General features: G+C 71.0%; 22 protein-coding genes. 10 read left to right on the top strand and 12 right to left on the bottom strand.

Annotation, left to right across the window (positions count from 1 at the left end):
- Window positions 1-29 precede the first annotated feature (29 nt).
- Genes AB5J50_RS32825 through AB5J50_RS32815 form a run of 3 tightly spaced genes read left to right on the top strand, consistent with a single transcriptional unit; the run spans window position 30 to window position 3,116 of the window.
- Window positions 30-1,307, top strand: coding sequence for a CBS domain-containing protein (locus AB5J50_RS32825; protein ID WP_369261867.1), 1,278 nt, complete (start codon window positions 30-32; stop codon window positions 1,305-1,307).
- On the top strand, window positions 1,297-1,938 hold the full coding sequence (locus AB5J50_RS32820) for a DUF1003 domain-containing protein (protein ID WP_369261865.1): 642 nt from the start codon (window positions 1,297-1,299) through the stop codon (window positions 1,936-1,938). The genes AB5J50_RS32825 and AB5J50_RS32820 overlap by 11 nt, the downstream gene beginning before the upstream one ends.
- 44 nt (window positions 1,939-1,982) lie before the next feature.
- Window positions 1,983-3,116, top strand: coding sequence for an Mrp/NBP35 family ATP-binding protein (locus tag AB5J50_RS32815; protein ID WP_369261863.1), 1,134 nt, complete (start codon window positions 1,983-1,985; stop codon window positions 3,114-3,116).
- Between the two features lie 193 nt (window positions 3,117-3,309).
- On the opposite strand, the gene AB5J50_RS32810 is transcribed toward AB5J50_RS32815, so the two are convergent.
- The 5 genes from AB5J50_RS32810 to sigE all read right to left on the bottom strand — a co-directional run bounded on the left by AB5J50_RS32810 (window position 3,310) and on the right by sigE (window position 8,464).
- Window positions 3,310-3,966, bottom strand: coding sequence for a hypothetical protein (locus AB5J50_RS32810; protein WP_327431527.1), 657 nt, complete (start codon window positions 3,964-3,966; stop codon window positions 3,310-3,312).
- A 257-nt stretch (window positions 3,967-4,223) separates the two neighbouring features.
- Window positions 4,224-4,682 carry a sec-independent translocase gene (locus tag AB5J50_RS32805; RefSeq protein ID WP_369261861.1) on the bottom strand — a complete coding sequence of 153 codons (459 nt, stop codon included), beginning with the start codon at window positions 4,680-4,682 and terminating at the stop codon, window positions 4,224-4,226.
- A gap of 192 nt (window positions 4,683-4,874) precedes the next feature.
- Window positions 4,875-6,632 (bottom strand): trypsin-like peptidase domain-containing protein, encoded by a 1,758-nt coding sequence (locus AB5J50_RS32800; protein ID WP_369261859.1) that lies wholly within the window; start codon window positions 6,630-6,632, stop codon window positions 4,875-4,877.
- A 138-nt stretch (window positions 6,633-6,770) separates the two neighbouring features.
- Complete coding sequence (locus AB5J50_RS32795) at window positions 6,771-7,769, bottom strand: anti-sigma factor (RefSeq protein WP_369261857.1); 999 nt, start codon at window positions 7,767-7,769, stop codon at window positions 6,771-6,773.
- The gene (gene sigE / locus AB5J50_RS32790; RefSeq protein ID WP_327435203.1) at window positions 7,766-8,464 is read right to left on the bottom strand and encodes an RNA polymerase sigma factor SigE; all 699 of its coding nucleotides are present in this window, start codon (window positions 8,462-8,464) and stop codon (window positions 7,766-7,768) included. The genes AB5J50_RS32795 and sigE overlap by 4 nt, the downstream gene beginning before the upstream one ends.
- A gap of 238 nt (window positions 8,465-8,702) precedes the next feature.
- Between sigE and AB5J50_RS32785 the strand changes: the two genes are divergently transcribed.
- Complete coding sequence (locus tag AB5J50_RS32785) at window positions 8,703-9,401, top strand: O-methyltransferase (RefSeq protein WP_327435202.1); 699 nt, start codon at window positions 8,703-8,705, stop codon at window positions 9,399-9,401.
- 132 nt (window positions 9,402-9,533) lie between these two features.
- Here the strand turns inward: AB5J50_RS32785 and AB5J50_RS32780 are convergent, their stop codons facing one another.
- Window positions 9,534-9,701, bottom strand: coding sequence for a DUF3117 domain-containing protein (locus AB5J50_RS32780; RefSeq protein WP_003966491.1), 168 nt, complete (start codon window positions 9,699-9,701; stop codon window positions 9,534-9,536).
- A 362-nt stretch (window positions 9,702-10,063) separates the two neighbouring features.
- On the opposite strand from AB5J50_RS32780, the gene AB5J50_RS32775 reads away from it, so the two are divergent.
- The gene (locus AB5J50_RS32775; RefSeq protein WP_369261855.1) at window positions 10,064-10,867 is read left to right on the top strand and encodes an enoyl-CoA hydratase/isomerase family protein; all 804 of its coding nucleotides are present in this window, start codon (window positions 10,064-10,066) and stop codon (window positions 10,865-10,867) included.
- An 80-nt stretch (window positions 10,868-10,947) separates the two neighbouring features.
- On the opposite strand, the gene AB5J50_RS32770 is transcribed toward AB5J50_RS32775, so the two are convergent.
- Together AB5J50_RS32770 and AB5J50_RS32765 are read right to left on the bottom strand one after the other, a co-directional pair.
- Complete coding sequence (locus AB5J50_RS32770) at window positions 10,948-11,526, bottom strand: DNA-3-methyladenine glycosylase I (RefSeq protein WP_369261853.1); 579 nt, start codon at window positions 11,524-11,526, stop codon at window positions 10,948-10,950.
- Window positions 11,523-11,876: a DivIVA domain-containing protein gene (locus tag AB5J50_RS32765; protein WP_369261851.1), complete on the bottom strand. Its 354-nt coding sequence runs from the start codon at window positions 11,874-11,876 to the stop codon at window positions 11,523-11,525. Before AB5J50_RS32765 ends, AB5J50_RS32770 begins: the two co-directional genes overlap by 4 nt.
- A 192-nt stretch (window positions 11,877-12,068) precedes the next feature.
- Here AB5J50_RS32765 and folP point away from each other — a divergent pair, with 192 nt between their 5' ends.
- Entirely contained in the window at window positions 12,069-12,929 is an 861-nt protein-coding gene (gene folP, locus AB5J50_RS32760) for a dihydropteroate synthase (RefSeq protein ID WP_369261849.1), read from the top strand.
- Window positions 12,930-13,207: 278 nt separating this feature from the next.
- On the opposite strand, the gene AB5J50_RS32755 is transcribed toward folP, so the two are convergent.
- A complete protein-coding gene (locus AB5J50_RS32755) occupies window positions 13,208-13,969 on the bottom strand; it encodes a TIGR00730 family Rossman fold protein (protein WP_369261848.1) in 762 nt (253 codons plus the stop codon).
- Between the two features lie 103 nt (window positions 13,970-14,072).
- Window positions 14,073-15,152, bottom strand: a complete 1,080-nt coding sequence (gene dapE / locus AB5J50_RS32750) for a succinyl-diaminopimelate desuccinylase (protein WP_369261847.1) — start codon at window positions 15,150-15,152, stop codon at window positions 14,073-14,075.
- A gap of 120 nt (window positions 15,153-15,272) precedes the next feature.
- Here dapE and AB5J50_RS32745 point away from each other — a divergent pair, with 120 nt between their 5' ends.
- Entirely contained in the window at window positions 15,273-16,262 is a 990-nt protein-coding gene (locus AB5J50_RS32745) for a heavy metal transporter (protein WP_369261845.1), read from the top strand.
- A gap of 342 nt (window positions 16,263-16,604) precedes the next feature.
- A complete protein-coding gene (locus tag AB5J50_RS32740; protein WP_369261843.1) occupies window positions 16,605-17,126 on the top strand; it encodes an ATP-binding protein in 522 nt (173 codons plus the stop codon).
- Window positions 17,127-17,293: 167 nt separating this feature from the next.
- On the opposite strand, the gene AB5J50_RS32735 is transcribed toward AB5J50_RS32740, so the two are convergent.
- Entirely contained in the window at window positions 17,294-18,388 is a 1,095-nt protein-coding gene (locus AB5J50_RS32735; protein ID WP_369261842.1) for a bifunctional succinyldiaminopimelate transaminase/glutamate-prephenate aminotransferase, read from the bottom strand.
- 114 nt (window positions 18,389-18,502) lie between these two features.
- Window positions 18,503-18,823, bottom strand: a complete 321-nt coding sequence (gene fdxA / locus AB5J50_RS32730) for a ferredoxin (RefSeq protein WP_018089397.1) — start codon at window positions 18,821-18,823, stop codon at window positions 18,503-18,505.
- A 141-nt stretch (window positions 18,824-18,964) separates the two neighbouring features.
- Between fdxA and AB5J50_RS32725 the strand changes: the two genes are divergently transcribed.
- The gene (locus tag AB5J50_RS32725; protein WP_369261841.1) at window positions 18,965-20,023 is read left to right on the top strand and encodes a GNAT family N-acetyltransferase; all 1,059 of its coding nucleotides are present in this window, start codon (window positions 18,965-18,967) and stop codon (window positions 20,021-20,023) included.
- Window positions 20,024-20,040: 17 nt separating this feature from the next.
- Window positions 20,041-20,892: a tetratricopeptide repeat protein gene (locus AB5J50_RS32720; RefSeq protein ID WP_369261840.1), complete on the top strand. Its 852-nt coding sequence runs from the start codon at window positions 20,041-20,043 to the stop codon at window positions 20,890-20,892.
- Window positions 20,893-21,092: the final 200 nt, after the last annotated feature.

Raw genomic sequence — 21,092 nt, 5'->3', positions numbered from 1 at the left:
GCAGGACAGAACGGAACGGAGGCGCGGGCATGGCCGCAAGCGCCCCCCGGATCTTCGTCTCGCACCTCGCCGGTGTCGCCGTCTTCGACCCGAACGGCGACCAGGTGGGCCGGGTGCGGGACCTCGTCGCCATGCTGCGCGTCCGGCGGCAGCCGCCCCGGCTGCTCGGCCTCGTCGTCGAGCTGTCCACGCGCCGCCGGATCTTCCTGCCCATGACCCGGGTGACCGGCATCGAGTCCGGCCAGGTCATCACCACCGGCGTACTGAACGTGCGCCGGTTCGAGCAGCGGCCCACCGAGCGGCTCGTCTTCGGCGAACTGCTCGACCGGCGCGTACACCTCGTCGAGACGGACGAGGAGGTGACCGTGCTCGACGTGTCGATCCAGCAGCTGCCGGCCCGCAGGGACTGGGAGATCGGCAAGGTCTTCGTGCGCAAGGGGCGCGCCGGGGCCTTCCGGCGCGCCAAGGGCGAGACCCTGACCGTCAGCTGGTCCGCCGTCACCGGGTTCTCGCTGGAGGAGCACGGACAGGGCGCCGAAAGCCTGCTCGCCACCTTCGAGCAGCTGCGCCCGGCCGACCTCGCGAACGTACTGCACCACCTCTCCCCGAAACGGCGCGGAGAGGTCGCCGCCGCGCTCGACGACGACCGCCTCGCCGATGTCCTCGAAGAACTCCCCGAGGACGATCAGATCGAGATCCTCGGCAAGCTCAAGGAGGAACGCGCGGCCGACGTCCTGGAGGCGATGGACCCGGACGACGCGGCCGACCTGCTCGCCGAACTGCCCGCCGCGGACGTGGAGCGGCTGCTGACGCTGATGCAGCCCGACGAGGCGGCCGACGTACGGCGGCTGATGGCGTACGAGGAGAAGACCGCCGGCGGTCTCATGACCACGGAGCCGATCGTGCTGCGGCCCGACGCGACGGTCGCCGACGCGCTCGCCCGGGTCCGCAACCCCGACCTCTCCCCCGCGCTCGCCGCCCAGGTGTACGTGTGCCGCCCGCCGGACGAGACACCGACCGGCAAGTACCTGGGCACCGTCCACTTCCAGCGGCTTCTGCGCGACCCGCCGTTCACGCTGGTCGGCGCGCTCGTCGACGACGACCTCCAGCCGCTGGACCCGGAGGCCGCACTGCCCGTCGTCGTCGGGTTCTTCGCGACGTACGACATGGTCGCGGCGCCGGTCGTCGACGAGAGCGGCTCGCTGCTCGGCGCGGTGACCGTGGACGACGTACTGGACCACATGCTGCCCGAGGACTGGCGCGAGACGGAGTTCCACCTCGAAGAGGAGGCTCCCCATGGCGCCTGAGCGCGACGGGCGTGAGGGACGGGACGGCCGCGAGCGGGTGGGCGGACGCGCCGACGCCCGCGAACGGGCCGCCACCGGGGCCACCGCGACCACCAGACCGCGCACCCGGCTCGACCAGCCGATGCCGCCCCGGCGCAGACTGGTGCCCGAGTGGGACCCGGAGGCCTTCGGGCGGCTGTCGGAGCGGATCGCCCGCTTCCTGGGCACCGGACGGTTCATCGTCTGGATGACGGTCGTCATCATCCTGTGGGTGGTGTGGAACATCTTCGCGCCGGGCGGCCTGCGCTTCGACAACTATCCGTTCATCTTCCTGACGCTGATGCTGTCGCTCCAGGCCTCGTACGCCGCCCCGCTGATCCTGCTCGCGCAGAACCGCCAGGACGACCGTGACCGGGTCAATCTCGAACAGGACCGCAAGCAGAACGAGCGGTCCATCGCGGACACCGAGTACCTCACCCGCGAGATCGCCTCGCTGCGTGTCGGCCTGGGCGAGGTCGCCACCCGGGACTGGATCCGCTCCGAGTTGCAGGACCTGATCAAGGAGATGGAGGAGCACCGGCGCGACGGTCAGGTGGTATTCCCGACAGTTCCGGCGGATCGCCCGCGCGGACGTGACGTAGAAGACCGCTGACGGGGCTTTCCGGGCCCCCCGCCGGGCGCCGTACCATCGTCCTTATGGCTACGGAAGACGCGGTGCGCGAAGCACTGGCGACGGTGAACGACCCCGAGATCCAGCGACCCATCACCGAGCTGGGGATGGTCAAATCGGTGGAGATCGGTGCGGATGGTGCGGTCGCGGTCACCGTATATCTGACCGTCACCGGCTGCCCGATGCGCGAGACCATCACGAAGAACGTGACGGAGGCGGTCTCGAAGGTCGAGGGCGTCACGCGCGTCGACGTGACCCTGGACGTGATGAGCGACGAGCAGCGCAAGGAGCTGACGACCGCGCTGCGCGGCGGCCAGGCCGAGCGCGAGGTGCCCTTCGCCAGGCCGGGCTCCCTCACCCGCGTGTACGCGGTCGCCTCCGGCAAGGGCGGCGTCGGCAAGTCCTCGGTGACCGTGAACCTGGCGGCGGCGATGGCGGCCGACGGCCTCAAGGTCGGTGTCGTCGACGCCGACATCTACGGTCACTCGGTGCCCCGCATGCTCGGCGCGGACGGCCGTCCGACCCAGGTCGAGAACATGATCATGCCGCCGTCGGCGCACGGCGTGAAGGTCATCTCCATCGGCATGTTCACCCCGGGCAACGCCCCGGTGGTCTGGCGCGGCCCGATGCTCCACCGCGCCCTCCAGCAGTTCCTGGCGGACGTGTTCTGGGGCGACCTGGACGTGCTCCTGCTCGACCTTCCGCCGGGCACGGGCGACATCGCGATCTCGGTGGCCCAGCTGGTCCCGAACGCGGAGATCCTGGTGGTGACGACCCCCCAGCAGGCCGCTGCGGAGGTCGCCGAGCGCGCGGGCTCCATCGCCGTCCAGACCCACCAGAAGATCGTCGGCGTGGTCGAGAACATGTCCGGCCTGCCCTGCCCGCACTGCGACGAGATGGTCGACGTCTTCGGCACGGGCGGCGGCCAGACCGTCGCCGACGGCCTCACCCGCACCACCGGCGCCACCGTCCCGGTCCTCGGCTCCATCCCCATCGACGTCCGCCTCCGCGAGGGCGGCGACGAGGGCAAGCCGGTCGTCCTGACAGACCCGGACTCCCCGGCCGGCTCCGCCCTCCGCGCCATCGCGGGCAAGCTGGGCGGCCGCGCCCGGGGCCTGTCGGGCATGTCGCTGGGCATCACCCCGAGGAACAAGTTCTAGACGGTTCTAGACGCCGGGTAAGTGGCGCCCTATAAGGGGCGCGGGGAACGGCGCATCTTTTAGGGGCGCGGGGAACTGCGCGAGCAGCCCCCACCGGCCCGCGGCCAACGAACCACCCGCAGTTCAACGGCCTCGCACAACGAAGGGGGCGCCATCCACCAGGACGGCGCCCCCTTCCCGCGTTGCCCGCCGCCTAGGCGTACGCGCCGATGTCCTTGATCATGGCGAACCCCAGCCCATAAGCACTCATCCCCCGCCCATACGCGCCCACATGGACGCCCTCCTGCGTGGAACCCGCGAGAACCCACCCGAACTCGGACTCGCGGTAGTGGAAGGGCGTGGGGACACCGTCCACGGGAAGGGACAGCGAGGACCAGTCCGCGCCGTCCAGATCGTCGGCCAGAACCCACGCGGTCTCGGTCTGCTGGTCCAGCCAGTCGTCCCGCAGGGTGTGGTCCATCTGGCCGGGCCAGGTGAAGGCCAGCAGCCCCACACCGGCCAGCCAGGCCGCGGAGGACACCGAGGTGGCCTCCAGCAGACCCGTACCGTCCGCGCTGCGGCGTACGGGGCTGGCCGCGACGGTGACGACCACCGCGAAGCGTTCCTTGTCCTCGGTCGACTCACCGCGCACCGAGGGCTCGTCGCCGTGCCCGATCGAACCGTGCTCGACGGCACCGTCCGCCGAGGTACCGACCTGCATCAGCCAGCGCGGCCCCGTGAAGGCCTCGTCGAGGCCGTACCAAGGGAAGGGCGCCAGCAGGTAGCCGTCGACCGTGCGCCGGGCGGAGGGGACCTGTTGTCCGCCCTCCGCGGCCGGCGCCTGCGCGCCTACCCGACTTGTCGTCTCCATCTGCCCGGACGCCTCCTCGCTCTCGTCGGACCGGGCGGCCCGCCCCCCTCGGGCGTCCTTATCAGTCCGCACAACAACTGGGCAGCATAGCCACACCGCTCCGAGCAGCAGCGAAACCGCCCGGCGCGTGGGACGCGAACGCGCCGGATTTCAGGCCGCGCGGGGCAGTGAGACGGCTCGTATGACGGCGTACGGCTTCAGAGGCACCGTACGACGGGGAGACGGTGCCATACGACGGCGAGACGGCGTCGTACGGCTCAGGTGGCGTCGGCGTCGTAGGGCGGGCGCTCGTCCGGGTCGAGCTTCTCGCGCTTCTTCGTCATGTCGACGGAGCCGCCGGCCGAACCCGTGGTGGAGGAGGACGAAGAAGAAGACGACGACGAGGTGTCGGACTCGCGGCCGTGGACCGCGTCCGTGACCTCGGCCATCTCCTTCTTCAGGTCGAAGCCGTTGCGGATCTCCTTGAGCCCCAGCTCGTCGTTGTCCAGCTGCTTGCGGATGAACGTCTTGGGGTTGAGGTCCTCGAACTCGAAGTCCTTGAAACCCGGGCCGAGTTCGTCGCGGATGTCCGCCTTGGCGCTCTCCGAGAACTCACGGATCTTGCGGATGGTGCGCGTGACGTCCTGGATCATCTTCGGGAGCTTCTCGGGGCCGAAGACGAGCACGGCGAGGACAACGAGCGTCACCAGCTCGAGTGGTCCTATGTCATTGAACACCTGGTAGCTCCTTGCGATGTCCTCGGTCCGCGGCCCTCGGGAGTCTTCCGTGGTCCGGGCCGGGTCCAACGGTACCCGTCGATCCTGTCCGTCCGGAACTGTCCAGGGGCTTCCGGGTTCCTGTACGTGGGTGGTTTTCCGCGATGTTTGCCGTCCGGAGCTGGGAGATTGCGCCCAGCTGTGAAGTTCATGTCAGTCGCCGTCGGCGGAGCCGAGGACCAGGGTGACCTTCTTTTCCGTGCCGCCCCGCTGGAGGGTCAGCTGGAGCCGGTCGCCGGGGCGGTGGGCGCGGGTCTTCACGATGAGTTCCTCACCCGAGTGGACGCGCTCGCCGTCGACCTGGGTGATGATGTCGCCCGCCTTGATGCCGGCCTCGGCGCCGGGACCGCCGGCGGTGACCGGCGGGCCGCCGCCGTTGCCCTTGGCGCCGACCCGGGCGCCGTCGCCCGTGTAGTCCATGTCGAGTGTGACCCCGATCACGGGGTGGGTGGCCTTGCCGGTGTTGATGAGCTCCTCGGCGACGCGCTTGCCCTGGTTGATGGGGATGGCGAAGCCGAGCCCGATGGAGCCGGCCTGACCGCTCTCCAGATCCGAGCCGCTGTCGGCGGAGCGGATGGCGCTGTTGATGCCGATGACACGGGCCTTGGAGTCCAGGAGGGGCCCGCCGGAGTTGCCGGGGTTGATGGGCGCGTCGGTCTGCAGGGCGTCGACGTACGAGACGTCGCTCCCGTCGCCCTTCTCCCCGCCCGCCGTGATGGGCCGCTCCTTGGCGCTGATGATGCCGGAGGTGACCGTGTTGGCCAGGTCGAAGGGGGCGCCGATGGCGACGACGGGGTCGCCGACCTGGACGTTGTCGGAGTTGCCGAGCGGCATGGGTTCGAGTCCGCTGACGCCCGACACCTTCACGACGGCGAGGTCGTACCCGCTGTCGTGCCCGACGACCGAGGCCTTGGCGGTCTCGCCGCCGCTGAACGTCACGGATATCTCGCCGCCGCTTCCGGCCGGTTCGATCACGTGGTTGTTGGTGAGGATGTGCCCCTGGCTGTCGAGCACGAAGCCGGTGCCGGTGCCTTCCTCCTGGGACCCGCGCACATGCAGGGTGACGACGCTGGGCAGCGCGTGCGCGGCGATCCCCGCCACGCTGTCCGGAGCCCGCCCCGGCGCCTCCTTGGCGGCCTGCGGCAGCTCGACGTCGCCCATCCCCCCGTTCCGCTCCAGATACGCCCCTACGGCGCCTCCCACGCCCCCGGACACCAGCGCCAGCACCACGGCCCCGAGCACCAGCCCCTTCCTCGCCCGCGTACGCCGCTGCGCCACGCTCGCGACGACCGCGCCGTTCTGCTGGAGGGGGCCAGGGGTGGCCCAGGGGTCGTAGTTCTGCCAGGGGTTACGGGGCTGGGGGCTGTGTACGGGGGTTTCGTGCGGGGTGGCTGCGTACGGGGCCGGGGACGGGGCCTGGGCCGGAGGCACATGGGTGCCGTGTCCGGCGGTCTGCTGCGTGGCACCGGCCTGGGCCGGGGCATCGAAGGGCGGGGCCTGGGCCGGTGTGCCTGCCGGGACGTGCGTCCCGTGCGCGGGCGTGGCCGCCGGGTGCTGGACCGGCGGGGCTGGCGCCCAGGGGCCGGGCTGACCGTACGGCGGGGTGCCGTAGGGGTCGGGGTCGTGCAGAGGCTTGGGTCGATCGGAGCGGCCGGAGCTGTCGGCGGGGGCGTCGGCGTACGCGCTCGCGTCTTCCGCGACCTGCGTGGGGGCCGGGAGCGCACTCCCCAGCTGAACCGTCGCCGGGCGCGCCAGCTCGAAGTCGCCCGCGGACGCACCCTCGGGTGCGCCCATGCCCGGGGTGCCCGAAGGGCCCGGTTCCCTGAGGTGATCCGTGGTGGTGTCGGGCCCCGTGCTCTGCGCACGGGGCCGGCTCCACCACTTCGCCTTCGTGGGCTTCCCCTCGTTCATGCTCTCCCCACACCTGGCCCGCGGCACAACTCGCCGACGGTTGTTGCAGATTGTCGACTCCGCGTCCGGGATTCCTCCTGCGGACGCGGCCCACCCTGGATTCAACCAGGTTCACAGGCCGCCGCGCAGAGGGCGGGGTCAGCGGACGGTACGGGAGGAGGGGGAGGTGGGGGACGGGGAGGAAGAGGGGGACGGGGTGGCGGCGGGGGCGGCCAGCAGGCCCGGAGTCGTGACATCCGGGGCCTGGGACCACGAGGTCAGTGCGAGCGGCTGGGCATCGGTGAGCGGACGTATGAGCGGGGACATCGCGGCGGCACCGGCGACCACCGGTGTCGTCAGCGTGTGCATGGCGTCCTGGCCGGCGTTCGCCGGAGCGGGGACTCCGGGCAGCAGCGGCGCGGACACCTCGGTCGGCGCCACGGGACCGTCACCGAGCGCCCGCTCGCCCTGGGCGAGCAGCGGGCCGACGGACCGGCGACGCTGCGACTCGGGGGATGTGGAGGCCCCCGTGCCCTGCGAACGCATCGGCGTCACATTGCTTCCGGCGCCGGAACCGCCGCGCGCGTCCGCGGTGTCGCCCGGCACTCCGGTCGACACCCCGCCGAGCGCGACCGCGGCCAGCGACACCGCACCGGCGGCGGCGAAGGCGAACCGCAGCCCGCGCGAGGCCGATCGCTCGGCCTCGTGACGGCTGACGTCATGGATGCGGAAGCCGCTCCCCTGGGAGGGGGGCAGTACGTTGGCGTGCGGTCCGGTGGGGACGTACCCGAAGGGTTCGCCTCTCACTCCGAAGATTCCGGTGACGCCGGGGCCGGCTGAGCCGCCGGGGAGTGTGCCGCCGAATCCTCCCCCGCCCAGCCGCGAACCACCGCTGTCGGAGTCACCTCCCCCGGGAAGCCCCTGGAGGCGGGCCAGGAAGCTCTCCGAGGGCGGCGGAGGGGCCATTTCCGCGAACACGTTCTTCAGTCGGCGCTGGGCGTTCGCCTCGGCCTTGCACTTCGCACAGGTGGCGAGGTGGGCCAGGACGCGCTCGCGCGACTCATGACCGAGCTCGCCGTCCACGAGGGCGGAGAGTAGGTCGCCGAGGTGCTGCTCAGTGATGGGCCGCTCGGCAGAGTTGGGCCGGGATCCACTCACGCGGTCGCGCCCCCTCCCCCCAGCACGGGTACACGGACCGCGAACGAGCGGCGCTCGGCGCGGGCCTCGGGAGACCGGTGGGCCAGGGCCTTGCGCAGCTGGGAGCGGCCGCGGTGGATCCGGCTGCGGACCGTGCCGAGCTTGACGCCCAGGGTCGCGGCGATCTCCTCGTACGACAGTCCTTCGATGTCGCACAGGACGACGGCGGCGCGGAACTCGGGCGCGAGGGTGTCCAGCGCCTGCTGGACGTCCGCGTCGAAGTGCGCGTCGTTGAAGACCTGCTGCGGGGACGGCTCGCGGCTGGGCAGGCGCTCGGCCGCGTCGTCACCGAGGGCGTCGAAGCGGATGCGCTGCTTGCGGCGCACCATGTCCAGGAAGAGGTTCGTGGTGATGCGGTGCAGCCAGCCCTCGAAGGTGCCGGGCGTGTACGTGGACAGCGAGCGGAAGACGCGGACGAAGACTTCCTGGGTGAGGTCCTCGGCGTCGTGCTGGTTGCCCGTCAGGCGGTAGGCGAGACGGTAGACCCGGCCGCTGTGCGTGCTGACGATCTCCTCCCAGGTGGGCGGAGTCCACGCCTGCGACTCCGCGTCGGTGGTGAACGTCGCGGTCTGCGCTGGGGCAGCAGCATGGAACTTGTCAGCGATCTCGGTCACGGATTTCGGCTCACCCGCCGATCTGAGCAGGCGCCGCAGCACCCCTCCTCGATCCACAGGCGCAGCCGCACCTCCCCTGTCGGCTCTGGTGGTGTCCAGTGGAGCCCCTACCATAGCCACCTCGCCCGTTAGCTCCGGATAAGCGGTTTTACGAGAAATTGATACGCGCTCATATGGTCGCGTCAGCACTTGCTCACCGCCCCGCACCGCGCCCTGCCCCACGTACTGATCCATCCTCTTCCCCCGCTCTGTTTCCCCACCCCTCTAAACGCCTGGTCCCATCTGCGGGTTCCCGGCACCAACGGATACAGTCACGCCCAGGCAACCACGGGGACAGGAGAGGGTCATTACCGGCAACCGGCAGACGAGCTGGGCGTTCGCCGACGCCTTTGTCGCCGAGGACGAAGCACTGCGCTGGGCCCGGGACCGGGCCCGGGAGGCAGGGCTGCGCTCGGTGTCGCCCGGCACGGGCGCCGCGCTGCGGTTGCTCGCCGCCACCGTGGACGCGAAATCGGTCGCGGAGATCGGGACCGGGACCGGCGTCTCCGGGATTCATCTGCTGCACGGCATGCGGCCGGACGGGGTACTGACCACCGTGGATCCGGAGCCGGAGCGCCAGCAGTTCGCCCGCCAGGCCTTCCGCGCGGCCGGTTTCGCCAGCAACCGCGCCCGTTTCATCCCCGGTCGCGCGCTGGACGTCCTGCCCCGGCTCGCGGACGCCGGCTACGACCTCGTCTTCTGCGACGGCGACCGTCTGGAGTGCCTGGACTATCTCGCTGAATCGTTGCGCCTGCTGCGACCGGGCGGGCTCGTGGTCTTCGAGGGCGTCTTCGCGGACGGCCGCACGGTGGACTCGGGCCCGCAGCCCGCGGAGGTCGGCCGGCTGCGCGAACTGCTGCGCGCGGTGCGCGAGAGCCAGGAGCTGGTGCCCTCGCTGCTGCCGGTGGGCGACGGCCTGCTGTGCGCGGTCAAGCGCTGACCCAGGCCGCCTTACACGGGGTCTGACCTGTACCGATGATGCGGGGTACGTCGATGACGTACCCCTGACACACCACTGCCCCGGCACCGAATACGATGCCGGGGCAGCTGAAAGGTATGGTCGCGTTCCGCGTCAGCCGACGACCTTCTTGAGGGCGTCGCCGAGCGCGTCAGCCTCGTCCGGGGTCAGCTCGACGACGAGCCGACCGCCGCCTTCGAGCGGAACGCGCATGACGATGCCCCGCCCCTCCTTGGTCACCTCGAGCGGGCCATCGCCCGTCCGCGGCTTCATGGCCGCCATGCTCGTTCCCCTTCCTGAAACCAGCTCATCGTCGCCGACGGCCCCTTGAAGGGCACGCACGTCCCCTCATAGGACACACGTCACCGGCATCGAACACATTGCTTCCAGGCCATTATCCCGCATCTCAGGACCCGATGACCAACATCAGTCGGCATCGCTTGCGCAACGCGCTTGAGCAAAACCACTCAATTCGGCGATGTGACTGCGATACTGCGCCGCCGCATCGACTTCGCCGGCACGGATTTCTTTGACGCAGGTCACATGTGGGGCCCGCGCCCACCGCCGGTGATCTCCGCCATGCTGTCATCGGACACAGACGTACCGGCCGGTACGACGGAGCCGCACACCGGAGGGGACCCACCATGGCCGACACCGTGCTCTACGAGGTGAGCGACGGACTCGCGACGATCACGCTGAACCGCCCCGAGGCGATGAACGCGATGAACATCGCGACCAAGGTCGCCTTCCGGGACGCGGCAGAGGCTGCCGCCGCGGACGGGGACGTACGGGCGATCCTGCTGACCGCCGCCGGTGACCGGGCGTTCTGTGTCGGACAGGACCTCAAGGAGCACATCGGGCTGCTGGCCGCCGACAAGCAGTCGGGGTCGGGCCACACGATGAGCACCGTGCGCGAGCACTACAACCCCATCGTGCGGGCCCTGACCGGGGCCGCGAAGCCCGTGGTCGCCGCGGTGAACGGCGTCGCGGCCGGTGCGGGCTTCGGCTTCGCACTCGCCGCCGATTACCGGATCGTGGCGGATACGGCTGCCTTCAACACGTCGTTCGCCGGGGTGGCGCTGACCGCCGACTCGGGGATCTCCTGGACGCTGCCGCGGGTCATCGGCCCGAGCCGGGCAGCCGATCTGCTGCTGTTTCCGCGCAGCATCACCGCGCAGGAGGCCTACGACCTCGGCATCGCGAACCGGCTTGTTCCCTCGGCCGAGCTGCGCGGGGAGGCGGAGAAGGTGGCGCGGGCATTGGCCTCGGGGCCGACGGTCGCGTATGCCGCGCTGAAGGAGTCCTTGGCGTACGGGATCACTCATTCTCTGGACGAGACGCTGGAGAAGGAGGACGAGTTGCAGGCGCGGGCCGGGGCGTCCGAGGACCACACGATCGCTGTGCAGGCGTTCGTCAACAAGGAGAAGCCGAAGTATCTGGGGAGGTGACGGCTGGTGGGGAACTGCGGGTCGTACGCGGCTGGTCGCGCCCACGCGGCGGAGCCGCATGGTGTCACGGCCCCGCGCCCCTAAAAACTGCGCGCAGCGCAGTCTTCCAAGTGGTCGTTCACCAAGCCGCAGGCCTGCATCAGGGCGTAGGCCGTTGTCGGGCCCACGAAGCGGATGCCGCGTTTCTTCAGCGTCTTGGAGAGGGCGGTCGACTCGTCGGTGACGGCCGGGACTTCGGAGAGGTGCTTCGGGGCCGGGCGGCTGGCGGGGTCCGGGGCGAAGGACCAGATCAGTTCGTCGAGCTCGCCCGGGGCCCAGTCGGCCAGCACGCGTGCGTTGGCGACGGTCGCCTCGATCTTGGCGCGGTTGCGGATGATGCCTGCGTCGGTGAGCAGGCGCTCCTTGTCGGCGTCCGTGAAGGTCGCGACCTTGGCGATCTCGAAGCCGGCGAAGGCGGTGCGGAAACCCTGGCGGCGGCGCAGGATGGTGATCCAGGACAGGCCCGACTGGAAGGCCTCCAGGCAGAGCCGCTCGTACAGTGCGTCGTCGCCGTGGACCGGGCGGCCCCACTCCTCGTCGTGGTACGCCACGTAGTCCTCGGTCGACAGCGCCCAGGGGCAGCGCAGCGCGCCGTCCGGGCCGGCGAGCGCGTCGCTCACTGGTGGTCCTCCTCGGCGGGCTTCCGCAGCGAGGTGGTGGCCGTGGCCGCCCTGGCGCCGGCGAGCGCGGTCTCCAGGTCGACGATCCGGGCGTCGCGCTCGGCGATCTCGGCGCCGAGACGGCCGAGCGCGTCGTCGACGTCCGCCATGCGGTAGCCCCGCAGGGCGAGGGGGAAGCGCAGCGCCTCCACGTCGCCCCGGTTCACCGGCCGGTCGTAGGGCAGGGGGTCCGCCAGCCGCTCGGGCACGGCCTCGGGAAGGGGGGCGCTCTCGCCGCCGCCCACCACGGACAGTGTCACCGCGGCGACCACGACGGCGAGCGCGACGACCAGGAACAAGAACATGAACATCGCTGAGGTCCCCACGCTCTGGTGCCGGCGCGTTTCACGCCGGCGCGAAAGTACTGAAGCTACTGAAGCTGTCTGACGGGTACTGAAGCTGTCTGGCTCTGAAACCGCCAGGGTCCGATCGTGCCATGCGAGTCTGACAGTTAAGGTCGCAGGCGGCTTATCAGCGGGATTTACTGGGAGAGGTCACAGGGGATGCTCAGGCTGGGCAGGCACGAATTCGACCCGCGCGAGCCGGTCATCATGGCGATCGTGAACCGGACCCCGGACTCCTTCTACGACCAGGGGGCCACCTTCCGCGACGAGCCCGCCCTCGCCCGCGTGGAGCAGGCGGTGTCAGAGGGTGCCGCCATCATCGACATCGGTGGGGTCAAGGCCGGGCCGGGGGAAGAGGTGTCCGCCGAGGAGGAGGCGCGGCGGACGGTCGGTTTCGTCGCCGAGGTGCGGCGGCGCTTCCCCGACGTGATCATCAGCGTCGACACCTGGCGGCACGAGGTCGGTGAGGCGGTCTGCGAGGCCGGAGCGGATCTGCTCAACGACGCGTGGGGCGGGGTCGATCCGCGGCTCGCGGAGGTGGCCGCACGGTATGGGGTGGGGCTGGTGTGCACCCACGCCGGTGAGTCCGAGCCGCGGACGCGTCCGCATCGGGTCGCGTACGACGATGTCATGGACGACATCTTGCGGGTGACGCTCGGGCTGGCCGAGCGGGCGGTGTCGTTGGGCGTGCCCCGGGAGTCCGTGTTGATCGACCCCGGGCACGACTTCGGGAAGAACACCCGGCACAGTCTGGAGGCGACGCGGCGGCTGGGGGAGATGGTGGCTACGGGGTGGCCCGTGCTGGTCTCCCTCTCCAACAAGGACTTCGTCGGCGAGACGCTCGACAAGCCGGTGAAGGAGCGGGTGGTGGGGACGCTGGCGACGACCGCCGTGTCCGCGTGGCTCGGGGCTCAGGTCTACCGCGTCCACGAGGTCGCGGAGACCCGTCAGGTCCTCGACATGGTGACGTCCATCGCGGGCCACCGCCCACCGGCGGTAGCCCGCCGGGGCCTGGCGTAGAGAGTCCTTCGCCCCCGCCGCCCCTACCCGTCCCATCCCTGGGGGCTGCGCCCCCAGACCCCCCTAAAAGATTGCGCAGTTCCCCGCGCCCCTGAAAAACGGGGGGGGCGGGCGCGGGATCGCGGGGCGCAGCCCCGCGCCTTCAGGGGCGCGGGGCTGTGACATTTGCGGCTCCGCCGCGGGGCGCGACCAGCCCCCACCCACCCGCACCCGACACACAACCCCACGGGCTCTGGGGCGGAGCCAGACGCGGCGGGGGCGAGCAACGCCCCGTTCAGCTAGCGGCGGCCCGCCTCCTTCGAGACCAGGGCCACCGCCTCCTCCACCTCATCGGTGAGGTGGAACAGGAGGAGGTCCTTCTCGGAGGCCTTGCCCTGGGCGATGAGGGTGTTCTTGAGCCAGTCGACGAGGCCGCCCCAGTACGCCGTGCCGAAGAGGACGATCGGGAAGCGGGTGACCTTCTGGGTCTGGACGAGGGTGAGGGCCTCGAAGAGTTCGTCGAGGGTTCCGAGGCCGCCGGGCAGAACCACGAAACCCTGCGCGTACTTGACGAACATCATCTTCCGGACGAAGAAGTAGCGGAAGTTGAGGCCGATGTCGACGTACGGGTTGAGGCCTTGCTCGAAGGGCAGCTCGATGCCGAGGCCGACGGAGATGCCCTTCGCCTCGCAGGCACCCTTGTTGGCGGCCTCCATGGCGCCGGGGCCACCGCCGGTGATGACGGCGAAGCCGGCTTCGACCAGGCCTCGGCCGAGGGCGACTCCGGCCTCGTACTCGGGCGAGTCCACCGGCGTACGCGCCGAGCCGAACACACTGATCGCGGGCGGGAGTTCGGCCAGCGTGCCGAAGCCCTCGATGAACTCCGACTGGATGCGCAGGACCCGCCAGGGGTCGGTGTGCACCCAGTCGGAAGGCCCGCCCGCGTCCAGCAACCGCTGATCCGTGGTGCTCGACTGCACCTGATCCCGCCTGCGCAGCACGGGCCCCAGTCGCTGCTCCTCCGGTGGCCGCTTCTTGCCCTCGGGGTTGCCAGTAGCCATGTGCGCTCCCTCCGCTTGCGGTCGTTCCACCCCAGCGTAGATCTACGCGGGTTACGGAGGGGGGACGCGAGGATGTCCGCCATGAACCGCCCGGAGATACGCCTCAGGCGGTCAGCCAGCCGCGCAGCCGCTCCTCGGCCTCCGGGATCAGCGACGCCTTGACCCGCTCGTCCACCTTGTGGGCCAGAATCGGGTTGCCCGGGCTGTAGTTCACCGCCGGCACTCCGAGCGCGCTGAAGCGGGCGACGTCCGTCCAGCCGAACTTGGGGCGGGCCTCGCCGCCGACGGCGGCCAGGAAGGCCGCCGCGGCGGGGTGGTTCAGGCCGGGACGGGCCCCGCCGGAGTGGTCGTCGACGATGAACTCGTCCACACCGCAGTCCGCGAAGTAGTCGCGGACGAAGGCTTCCGCCTCCTCCTCGCTACGGTCCGGCGCGTAACGGAAGTTGACGACGACCGTGCAGGCGTCGGGGATGACGTTGGTGGCCACGCCGCCCTCGATGCGGACGGCGTTGAGGCCCTCGTGGAACTGGAGGCCGTCGACGACCGGCGTGCGCGGCTCGTAGGCGGCGAGCCTGGCCAGGATCGGGGCGGCCGCGTGGATCGCGTTGGAGCCCATCCACGCGCGCGCGGAGTGCGCGCGCTCCCCCTTGGTCTTCAGGAACACCCGGAGCGTGCCCTGGCAGCCGCCCTCGACCTGCCCGTCCGTCGGCTCCAGGAGGATCGCGAAGTCGCCCTCCAGCCAGTCGGGGTGGGCCTCGGCCACATGCTTCAGGCCGTTGAGATGGGCCGCCACCTCTTCGTTGTCGTAGAAGACGAAGGTGAGGTCGCGGTTGGGTTCGGGGACCGTGGCCGCGATGCGCAGCTGCACGGCGACGCCGGACTTCATGTCGCAGGTGCCGCAGCCCCACAGCACGCCGTCCTCGTCGAGGCGGGAGGGGACGTTGTCGGCGATCGGGACCGTGTCGATGTGGCCGGCGAGGATGACGCGCTCGGCGCGGCCCAGGTTCGTACGCGCCACGACGTTGTTGCCGTACCGGTCGACCGTCAGGTGCGGCAGGGCGCGCAGGGCGGTCTCGATGGCGTCCGCGAGCGGCTTCTCGTTGCCGCTCACGGAGGGGAAGTCGACGAGCCGCGCGGTCAGCTCGGCAGCGTCGAGGGCGAGGTCAAGCGGGGTGTCGGCCATGCCGTCGACCCTAGCGCCCTGGGCCATCCCGTCTCATCCGTGGCCGGGCACCCCGGGCCGCCCTCCCGTTGTCCACAGCCCCACAGAGCGCCGACAGAGGCCTCCAGTACCTTGTACGACGTGTCAGAGCCGTCCCCCACTCCCGTCCGGCGTGGCCGCCTCCTGCGTTTCGGAGCGGCCGTCGTAGTCCTGCTCGCGGTCGCGGGCTATCTCACCGTGCAGTACCTCACGGGAGGCACGGGCGCACCGAGATGCGAGGTCGTCTCCGGCAAGGGCGACGGTGCGTCGTACGAGTTCACGCCGGAGCAGGCGGTGAACGCGGCGACGATCTCGGCGGTCGGCACCTCCCGCGGCCTGCCCGAGCGCGCCGTCACCATCGCCCTCGCGACCGCGCTCCAGGAGTCGGGGCTGCGCAACATCCAGCACGGCGACCGCGACTCGCTCGGCCTCTTCCAGCAGCGGCCGTCGCAGGGCTGGGGCACGAGGAAGCAGATCATGGACCCGACGTACGCGGCGGGCATCTTCTACGAGCACTTGGCCAAGGTGTCCGGCTATACGAAGCTGCCGCTGACCGTCGCCGCGCAGCGCGTGCAGCGCAGCGGCTATCCGGAGGCGTACGCGAAGCACGAGCCGGACGCCACGCTGCTCGCCGCCGCCCTGACCGGCCGCGCGGCGGCCACGCTGACGTGTGAGGGGCGCCCGGACGCGACCCCGGCCGGCGGAGCGGACTCGGTGCGCGCGGCGCTCGTACGGGACTTCGGGCGTGACGTGCTCCAGGACGCCGGAGCCGCCGTGAGCGCCGAGGGCACCTCCGCCTCGCCGTCCGCCGCCTCCTCGACCCCCTCCGCCTCCTCCACCGGCGGGAGCGGCACAGTGACCGTCCCCGTGCGCAAGGAGGCCACCGCCAAGCGCGGTGTGCGGCAGCGCGGCTGGGAGCTGGCGCACTGGGCCGTGGCCAACTCGTCCGCGCTGCACATCGAACGGGTGTCGTACGCAGGGCGGGAGTGGACCGCCGGGAGCGCCGACAGCGAGTGGCGCACGTCCGACGCGAAGGGGGGCTCGGCCGCGGGGAACTCCGCCGCCGAGGTCCGAATCGTCACCGGGCAGTAGTACGGGCCCTCACCCTTCAGGGGGAGCCGCGTCACGCGGAGTCGACGATGTGCGCAGGTTTTCGCGCACTCACTCCCGCATCCGCCGATTCCCTTGAAAACAAAGGGCCATAAGGATTCGGCAGACTTTCCGACCGGGTACCTTTTGCCCGTTTTTATCCGCAGATGATAATGCGACGCATTGCCAACTCTTTACGTTGGGCCACCGCAACCTTCGTGGGCTTCGAGCGGTAGTCACTGCGTCCGAGCCCGGAACGATCAACCGTCGGACGGTCGGCAGCCAGCCGGTCAACTCTCGGGCGCGGTCGGACACTTCACCGTTCTCTCCCGTCTAAGGAGCATCATGTCCCTCCCCCTGACCCGCCGGATCGCCCGTGCCGCGCTGCTCGTCGCAGCGGGAGCGGCAGCCGGGGTCGGTGCGGCCGGCTCCGCCAGCGCGGCGGCCGAACTGCCGGCCACACCCAACCTCGGCGGGCTGACCGCCCTGGACGGGGCGCAGGTCGGCAACACGGTCGACGGTGCGACGCAGAACGTCACCGGGCTCGCGGGCACCGCCGGTGGCAACGCGGTCAAGAAGGCGGTGCCGGCCGCGGGCAAGACCGGTGGCAAGGTCGCCAAGACGGCGACGCCGGCCGCGCAGAAGGTGGCCGGGGACACGGCGGGGCAGGCCGGGGGTCTGCTCGGTGACACCGCGAAGACCGCCACGGGTGGTGGTCTTCCGACGGACGCGGTGACCAAGGGTGGTCTGCCCACCGACCAGGTGACCAAGGGTGGTCTGCCCACCGACCAGGTGACCAAGGGTGGTCTTCCGACCGACGCGGTCACCAAGGGCGGGCTGCCGCTGAAGGGGCTGCCGCTCGGCTAGCCGCCGGGGCTGTTACGACAGCCGCTTTATGCGCGAGGGGTCCAGGGGCTTCCCTGGACCCCTCGCGCATGTCGGTTTGTCGGCTGCGGGTCGTCTTGGGCTGGGCGCGCCCACGCGGCGGAGCCGCATAGTGTCACAGCCCCGCGCCCCTTACGGGGCGCTGTTGCTTACGCCAGGCGGTCCACTGCCGCCGCCACGCGCTCGTCCGTTGCCGTCAGGGCCACGCGGACGAAGTTCTCGCCCGCCTCGCCGTAGAAGTCGCCCGGGGCGACGAGGATGCCGAGGTCCGCGAGGTGGGACACCGTGGCCCAGCAGGACTCGTCGCGGGTGGCCCACAGGTAGAGGCTGGCCTCGCTGTGCTCGATGCGGAAGCCGTGCTTCAGGAGGGCGTCGCGGAGGGCGGTGCGGCGGGCGGCGTAGCGCTCGCGCTGTTCGCGGACGTGGGTGTCGTCCGAGAGGGCGGCGACCGCGGCGGCCTGGGTCGGCGCGGACGTCATCATGCCGCCGTGCTTGCGGATCTGGAGGAGGTCGCCGAGTACGGCGGGGTCGCCCGCGAGGAACGCGGCGCGGTAGCCGGCCAGGTTCGAGCGCTTGGAGAGCGAGTGGACCGAGACGATGCCGTCGTAGGAGCCGCCGTTCACGTCCGGGTGCATGACCGAGACCGGGTCGGCCTCCCAGCCCAGCTCGATGTAGCACTCGTCGGAGAAGAGCAGGATGCCGTGCTCGCGGGCCCACGCCACGGTCCGGGTGAGCTCGTCCTTCGAGAGGACCCGGCCCGTCGGGTTGGACGGGGAGTTCAGCCACAGGAGCTTCACGTCCGTCGGGTCCAGCTCCGTCGGGTCGTCGTAGACGACGTAGTCCGCGCGGGCCAGGCGTGCGCCGACCTCGTACGTCGGGTACGCGAGCCTCGGGTAGGCGACCTTGTCGCCCGGGCCCAGGCCCAGCTGGGTGGGCAGCCAGGCGACCAGTTCCTTGGAGCCGACGATCGGGAGTACGTGGCGGTGGGTGATGTCCCGCGCGCCGAGCCGTCGCTCCACCCAGCCCGTGATCGCGTCCCGCAGCTCGGGTGTGCCCCACACCGTGGGATAGCCCGGCGAGTCCGCGGCCGCGACCAGAGCTTTCTGGATCAGCTCGGGCACCGGGTCGACCGGGGTGCCGACGGACAGGTCGACGATGCCACCCGGGTGAGCGGCGGCCGTCGCCTTGTAGGGCTCCAGCTTGTCCCAGGGGAAGGTGGGAAGCCGGTCGGAGACTGCGGACACGGGATCTGGCTCACTTTCTCTGTACTCGCCGGTACGGCAAACGCCTCGGTCCCGTAAGCCGATCGAAGCGATCAGGCCGTACGGGACCGAGGCGGCGCGTGTATGCGGGCCGCTTTACTGGTTCTGCGGCGGCAGCGCTGCGATGAAGGGGTGGTCGCGCTCGATCAGGCCGAGCTTGCTGGCGCCGCCGGGCGAGCCGAGCTCGTCGAAGAACTCGACGTTCGCCTTGTAGTAGTCCTTCCACTCTTCCGGAGTGTCGTCTTCGTAGAAGATCGCCTCGACCGGGCACACCGGCTCACAGGCTCCACAGTCGACGCATTCGTCCGGGTGGATGTACAAGGACCGGGAGCCCTCGTAGATGCAGTCGACCGGGCACTCCTCGATGCACGCCTTGTCCTTGACGTCGACACAAGGCTGCGCGATGACGTAGGTCACGCTGTCGTTCCTCCTCGATAGGGCGCTGGCGGGCCTTCGTAGGCTCCCGCCGCCTGGCGCGCGGGAGCGCGGCGTCGTCGATGCCCGCCCCTAGTATCTCCGTTCTTGGGCATGATCCGAACAGGAGGGGTGAACTGACCTGTGGAAATCTCTGCGTCCGGCCACCTTGAGGTCCGTATCACCGCTGCTGACGTGGGCAAACGTGTCTCTGTTCGGCGGATGGTCAAAGATGCCGCCGAGGGTGAGAAGTTCACCGACACGGTCGGTGTTCTCACATCATGGGACAATGGTGTGCTGCAGATCACACGGCGAACCGGTGAGTGTGTCCAGATCGCGGAATCCTCGCTGGTCGCGGGCAAGGTCGTACCGTCCGCTCCGGCGCGTCGGCGGGGCCCGGCGGCCTCGTACGAGGAGCTGGTGCGGGTCTCGGCGCGGGCCTGGCGGCCGGTGGAGAGCGAGCGGCTCGGCGAGTGGGAGCTGCGGGCGGCCTCCGGGTTCACCCGGCGCGCCAACTCCGTTCTGCCGCTCGGTGACCCCGGTGTGCCGCTGGACGAGGCACTGACCCGCGTACGGGACTGGTACGCGGCCCGTGACCTGCCCGCGTACATCCAGACCGCGACCGGGGCGGAGGGCACGCAGGAGCTGCTGTGCGCGGAGCTGGAGGCGCGCGGCTGGGTACGTGAGGTGACGGCCGAGCTGTGGATCGGCTCGCTCGCGCCGGTCGGGGACCGGGAGGCGCCGGGGGTCGTGCTCTCCCGCGAGGCGGACGACACGTGGCTGGACCGGTACCAGAGGAAGGGGCTGAGCGCCGTGGCCCTGAAGGTGCTGGGCAGCGGGCCCTCGGTGTGGTTCGCGACGGTGCCCGGTGCGGAGGGGGAGCCTCCGGCCGCGATCGGACGCTGCGTGGTGGACGGCCGCTGGGCCGGTTTCGCCGCCGTCGAGGTCGACCCCGCCCACCGCCGCCAGGGCCTCGCCACCACCGTCATGGCCGCCCTGGCCCGCCGGGCCCTGGACGAGGGCGCCTCGGCCGCCTGGCTCCAGGTGGAGGAGGACAACACGGGGGCGCGGGCGATGTACGCGGGGATGGGCTTCGGGGCTCATCACGCGTACCACCACTACCGGTGGGTCCCGGACGCCGGCGCCGCCTCCGGGGCGGCCGATGGCGGTTTCGGCTTCGGCGACCCGTATCGATCGGCGTGAAGGGGCACGAGCCAGCTATGCGTGTCCCTCAGCCACCGGAACCGGAGCGCGCCGCCGAGGTGCGGCAGCGGTTCGCCGACGAGGCGCGGGCCGAGCGGCCCGATCTGGCGGTGCTGTGTCTGCTGGTCGGAGCCGCGGCGGACGGCACGCTGGACGAGGCCGGGATGGACGCGGCGCAGATCGAGCTGGACCGGCTGGCCGGGCAGTTGCCGTTCCGTCCGGGCGGGCCGCGGTCCTGGGCGGTCGCGCTCGCCGAACTGCTCGGCGGGCGCTGCGGTTTCCGGGGGACGCCGAGCGACTACCAGCGGCTGGAGTCCTCTCTCCTGCACGAGGTGCTGAGGCGGCGGCGCGGGCTGCCCATCCTGCTCTCCGTGGTGTGGATGGAGGTCGCTCGGCGGGCCGGTGCGCCGGTGTACGGGGTCGCTCTGCCCGGGCACTTCGTCGTCGGCTTCGGGCCCACCGAGCAGCAGGTGCTCGCCGATCCCTTCGACGGGGGGCGGGTGCTGACCGGCTCCGACGCGGAGCTGCTCGTCGCGGGGGCGACGGGCGCGCCGCTCGACCCGTCGATGCTGTCCCCCGCCGATCCGCTCGATGTCGTCCTGCGCATCCTGAACAACATCCGTGCCTGGGCCGCCACCCGTCCCGAGCGGTCGGATGTGGCGCTGTGGGCCGTCGAGTTGTCCCTGCTGCTGCCGTCGCACCCGGCGCGGCTGCGCTACGAACGCGCTCAACTCCTTGTTCAGCGCGGTGATTTCCTCTCCGGTGCCGCCGAACTCGACGCGTACGCCGACGTAGTGGCCGCCGTCGACGAACCGGCCGCCACCCGAGTACGCCAACAGGCCCACGCCGCCCGCGCCATGCTCAACTGACAACCTTTCCTCGCCCCCGCCGCCCCTACCCCGTCCCATCCCTGGGGGTTGCGCCCCCAGACCCCCCTAAAAGATTGCGCAGTTCCCCGCGCCCCTGACGGCTCGGGGCGACGGGGCGCAGCCCCGAGCCGTCAGGGGCGCGGGGCTGTGACATTTGCGGCTCCGCCGCGGGGCGCGACCAGCCCCCACCCACCCGCAGC

Origin of the sequence: Streptomyces sp. R35 (assembly GCF_041053035.1) — a bacterium.
GTDB lineage: Bacteria > Actinomycetota > Actinomycetes > Streptomycetales > Streptomycetaceae > Streptomyces > Streptomyces lutosisoli.
This window is presented reverse-complemented; position numbering and strand designations above follow the sequence as displayed.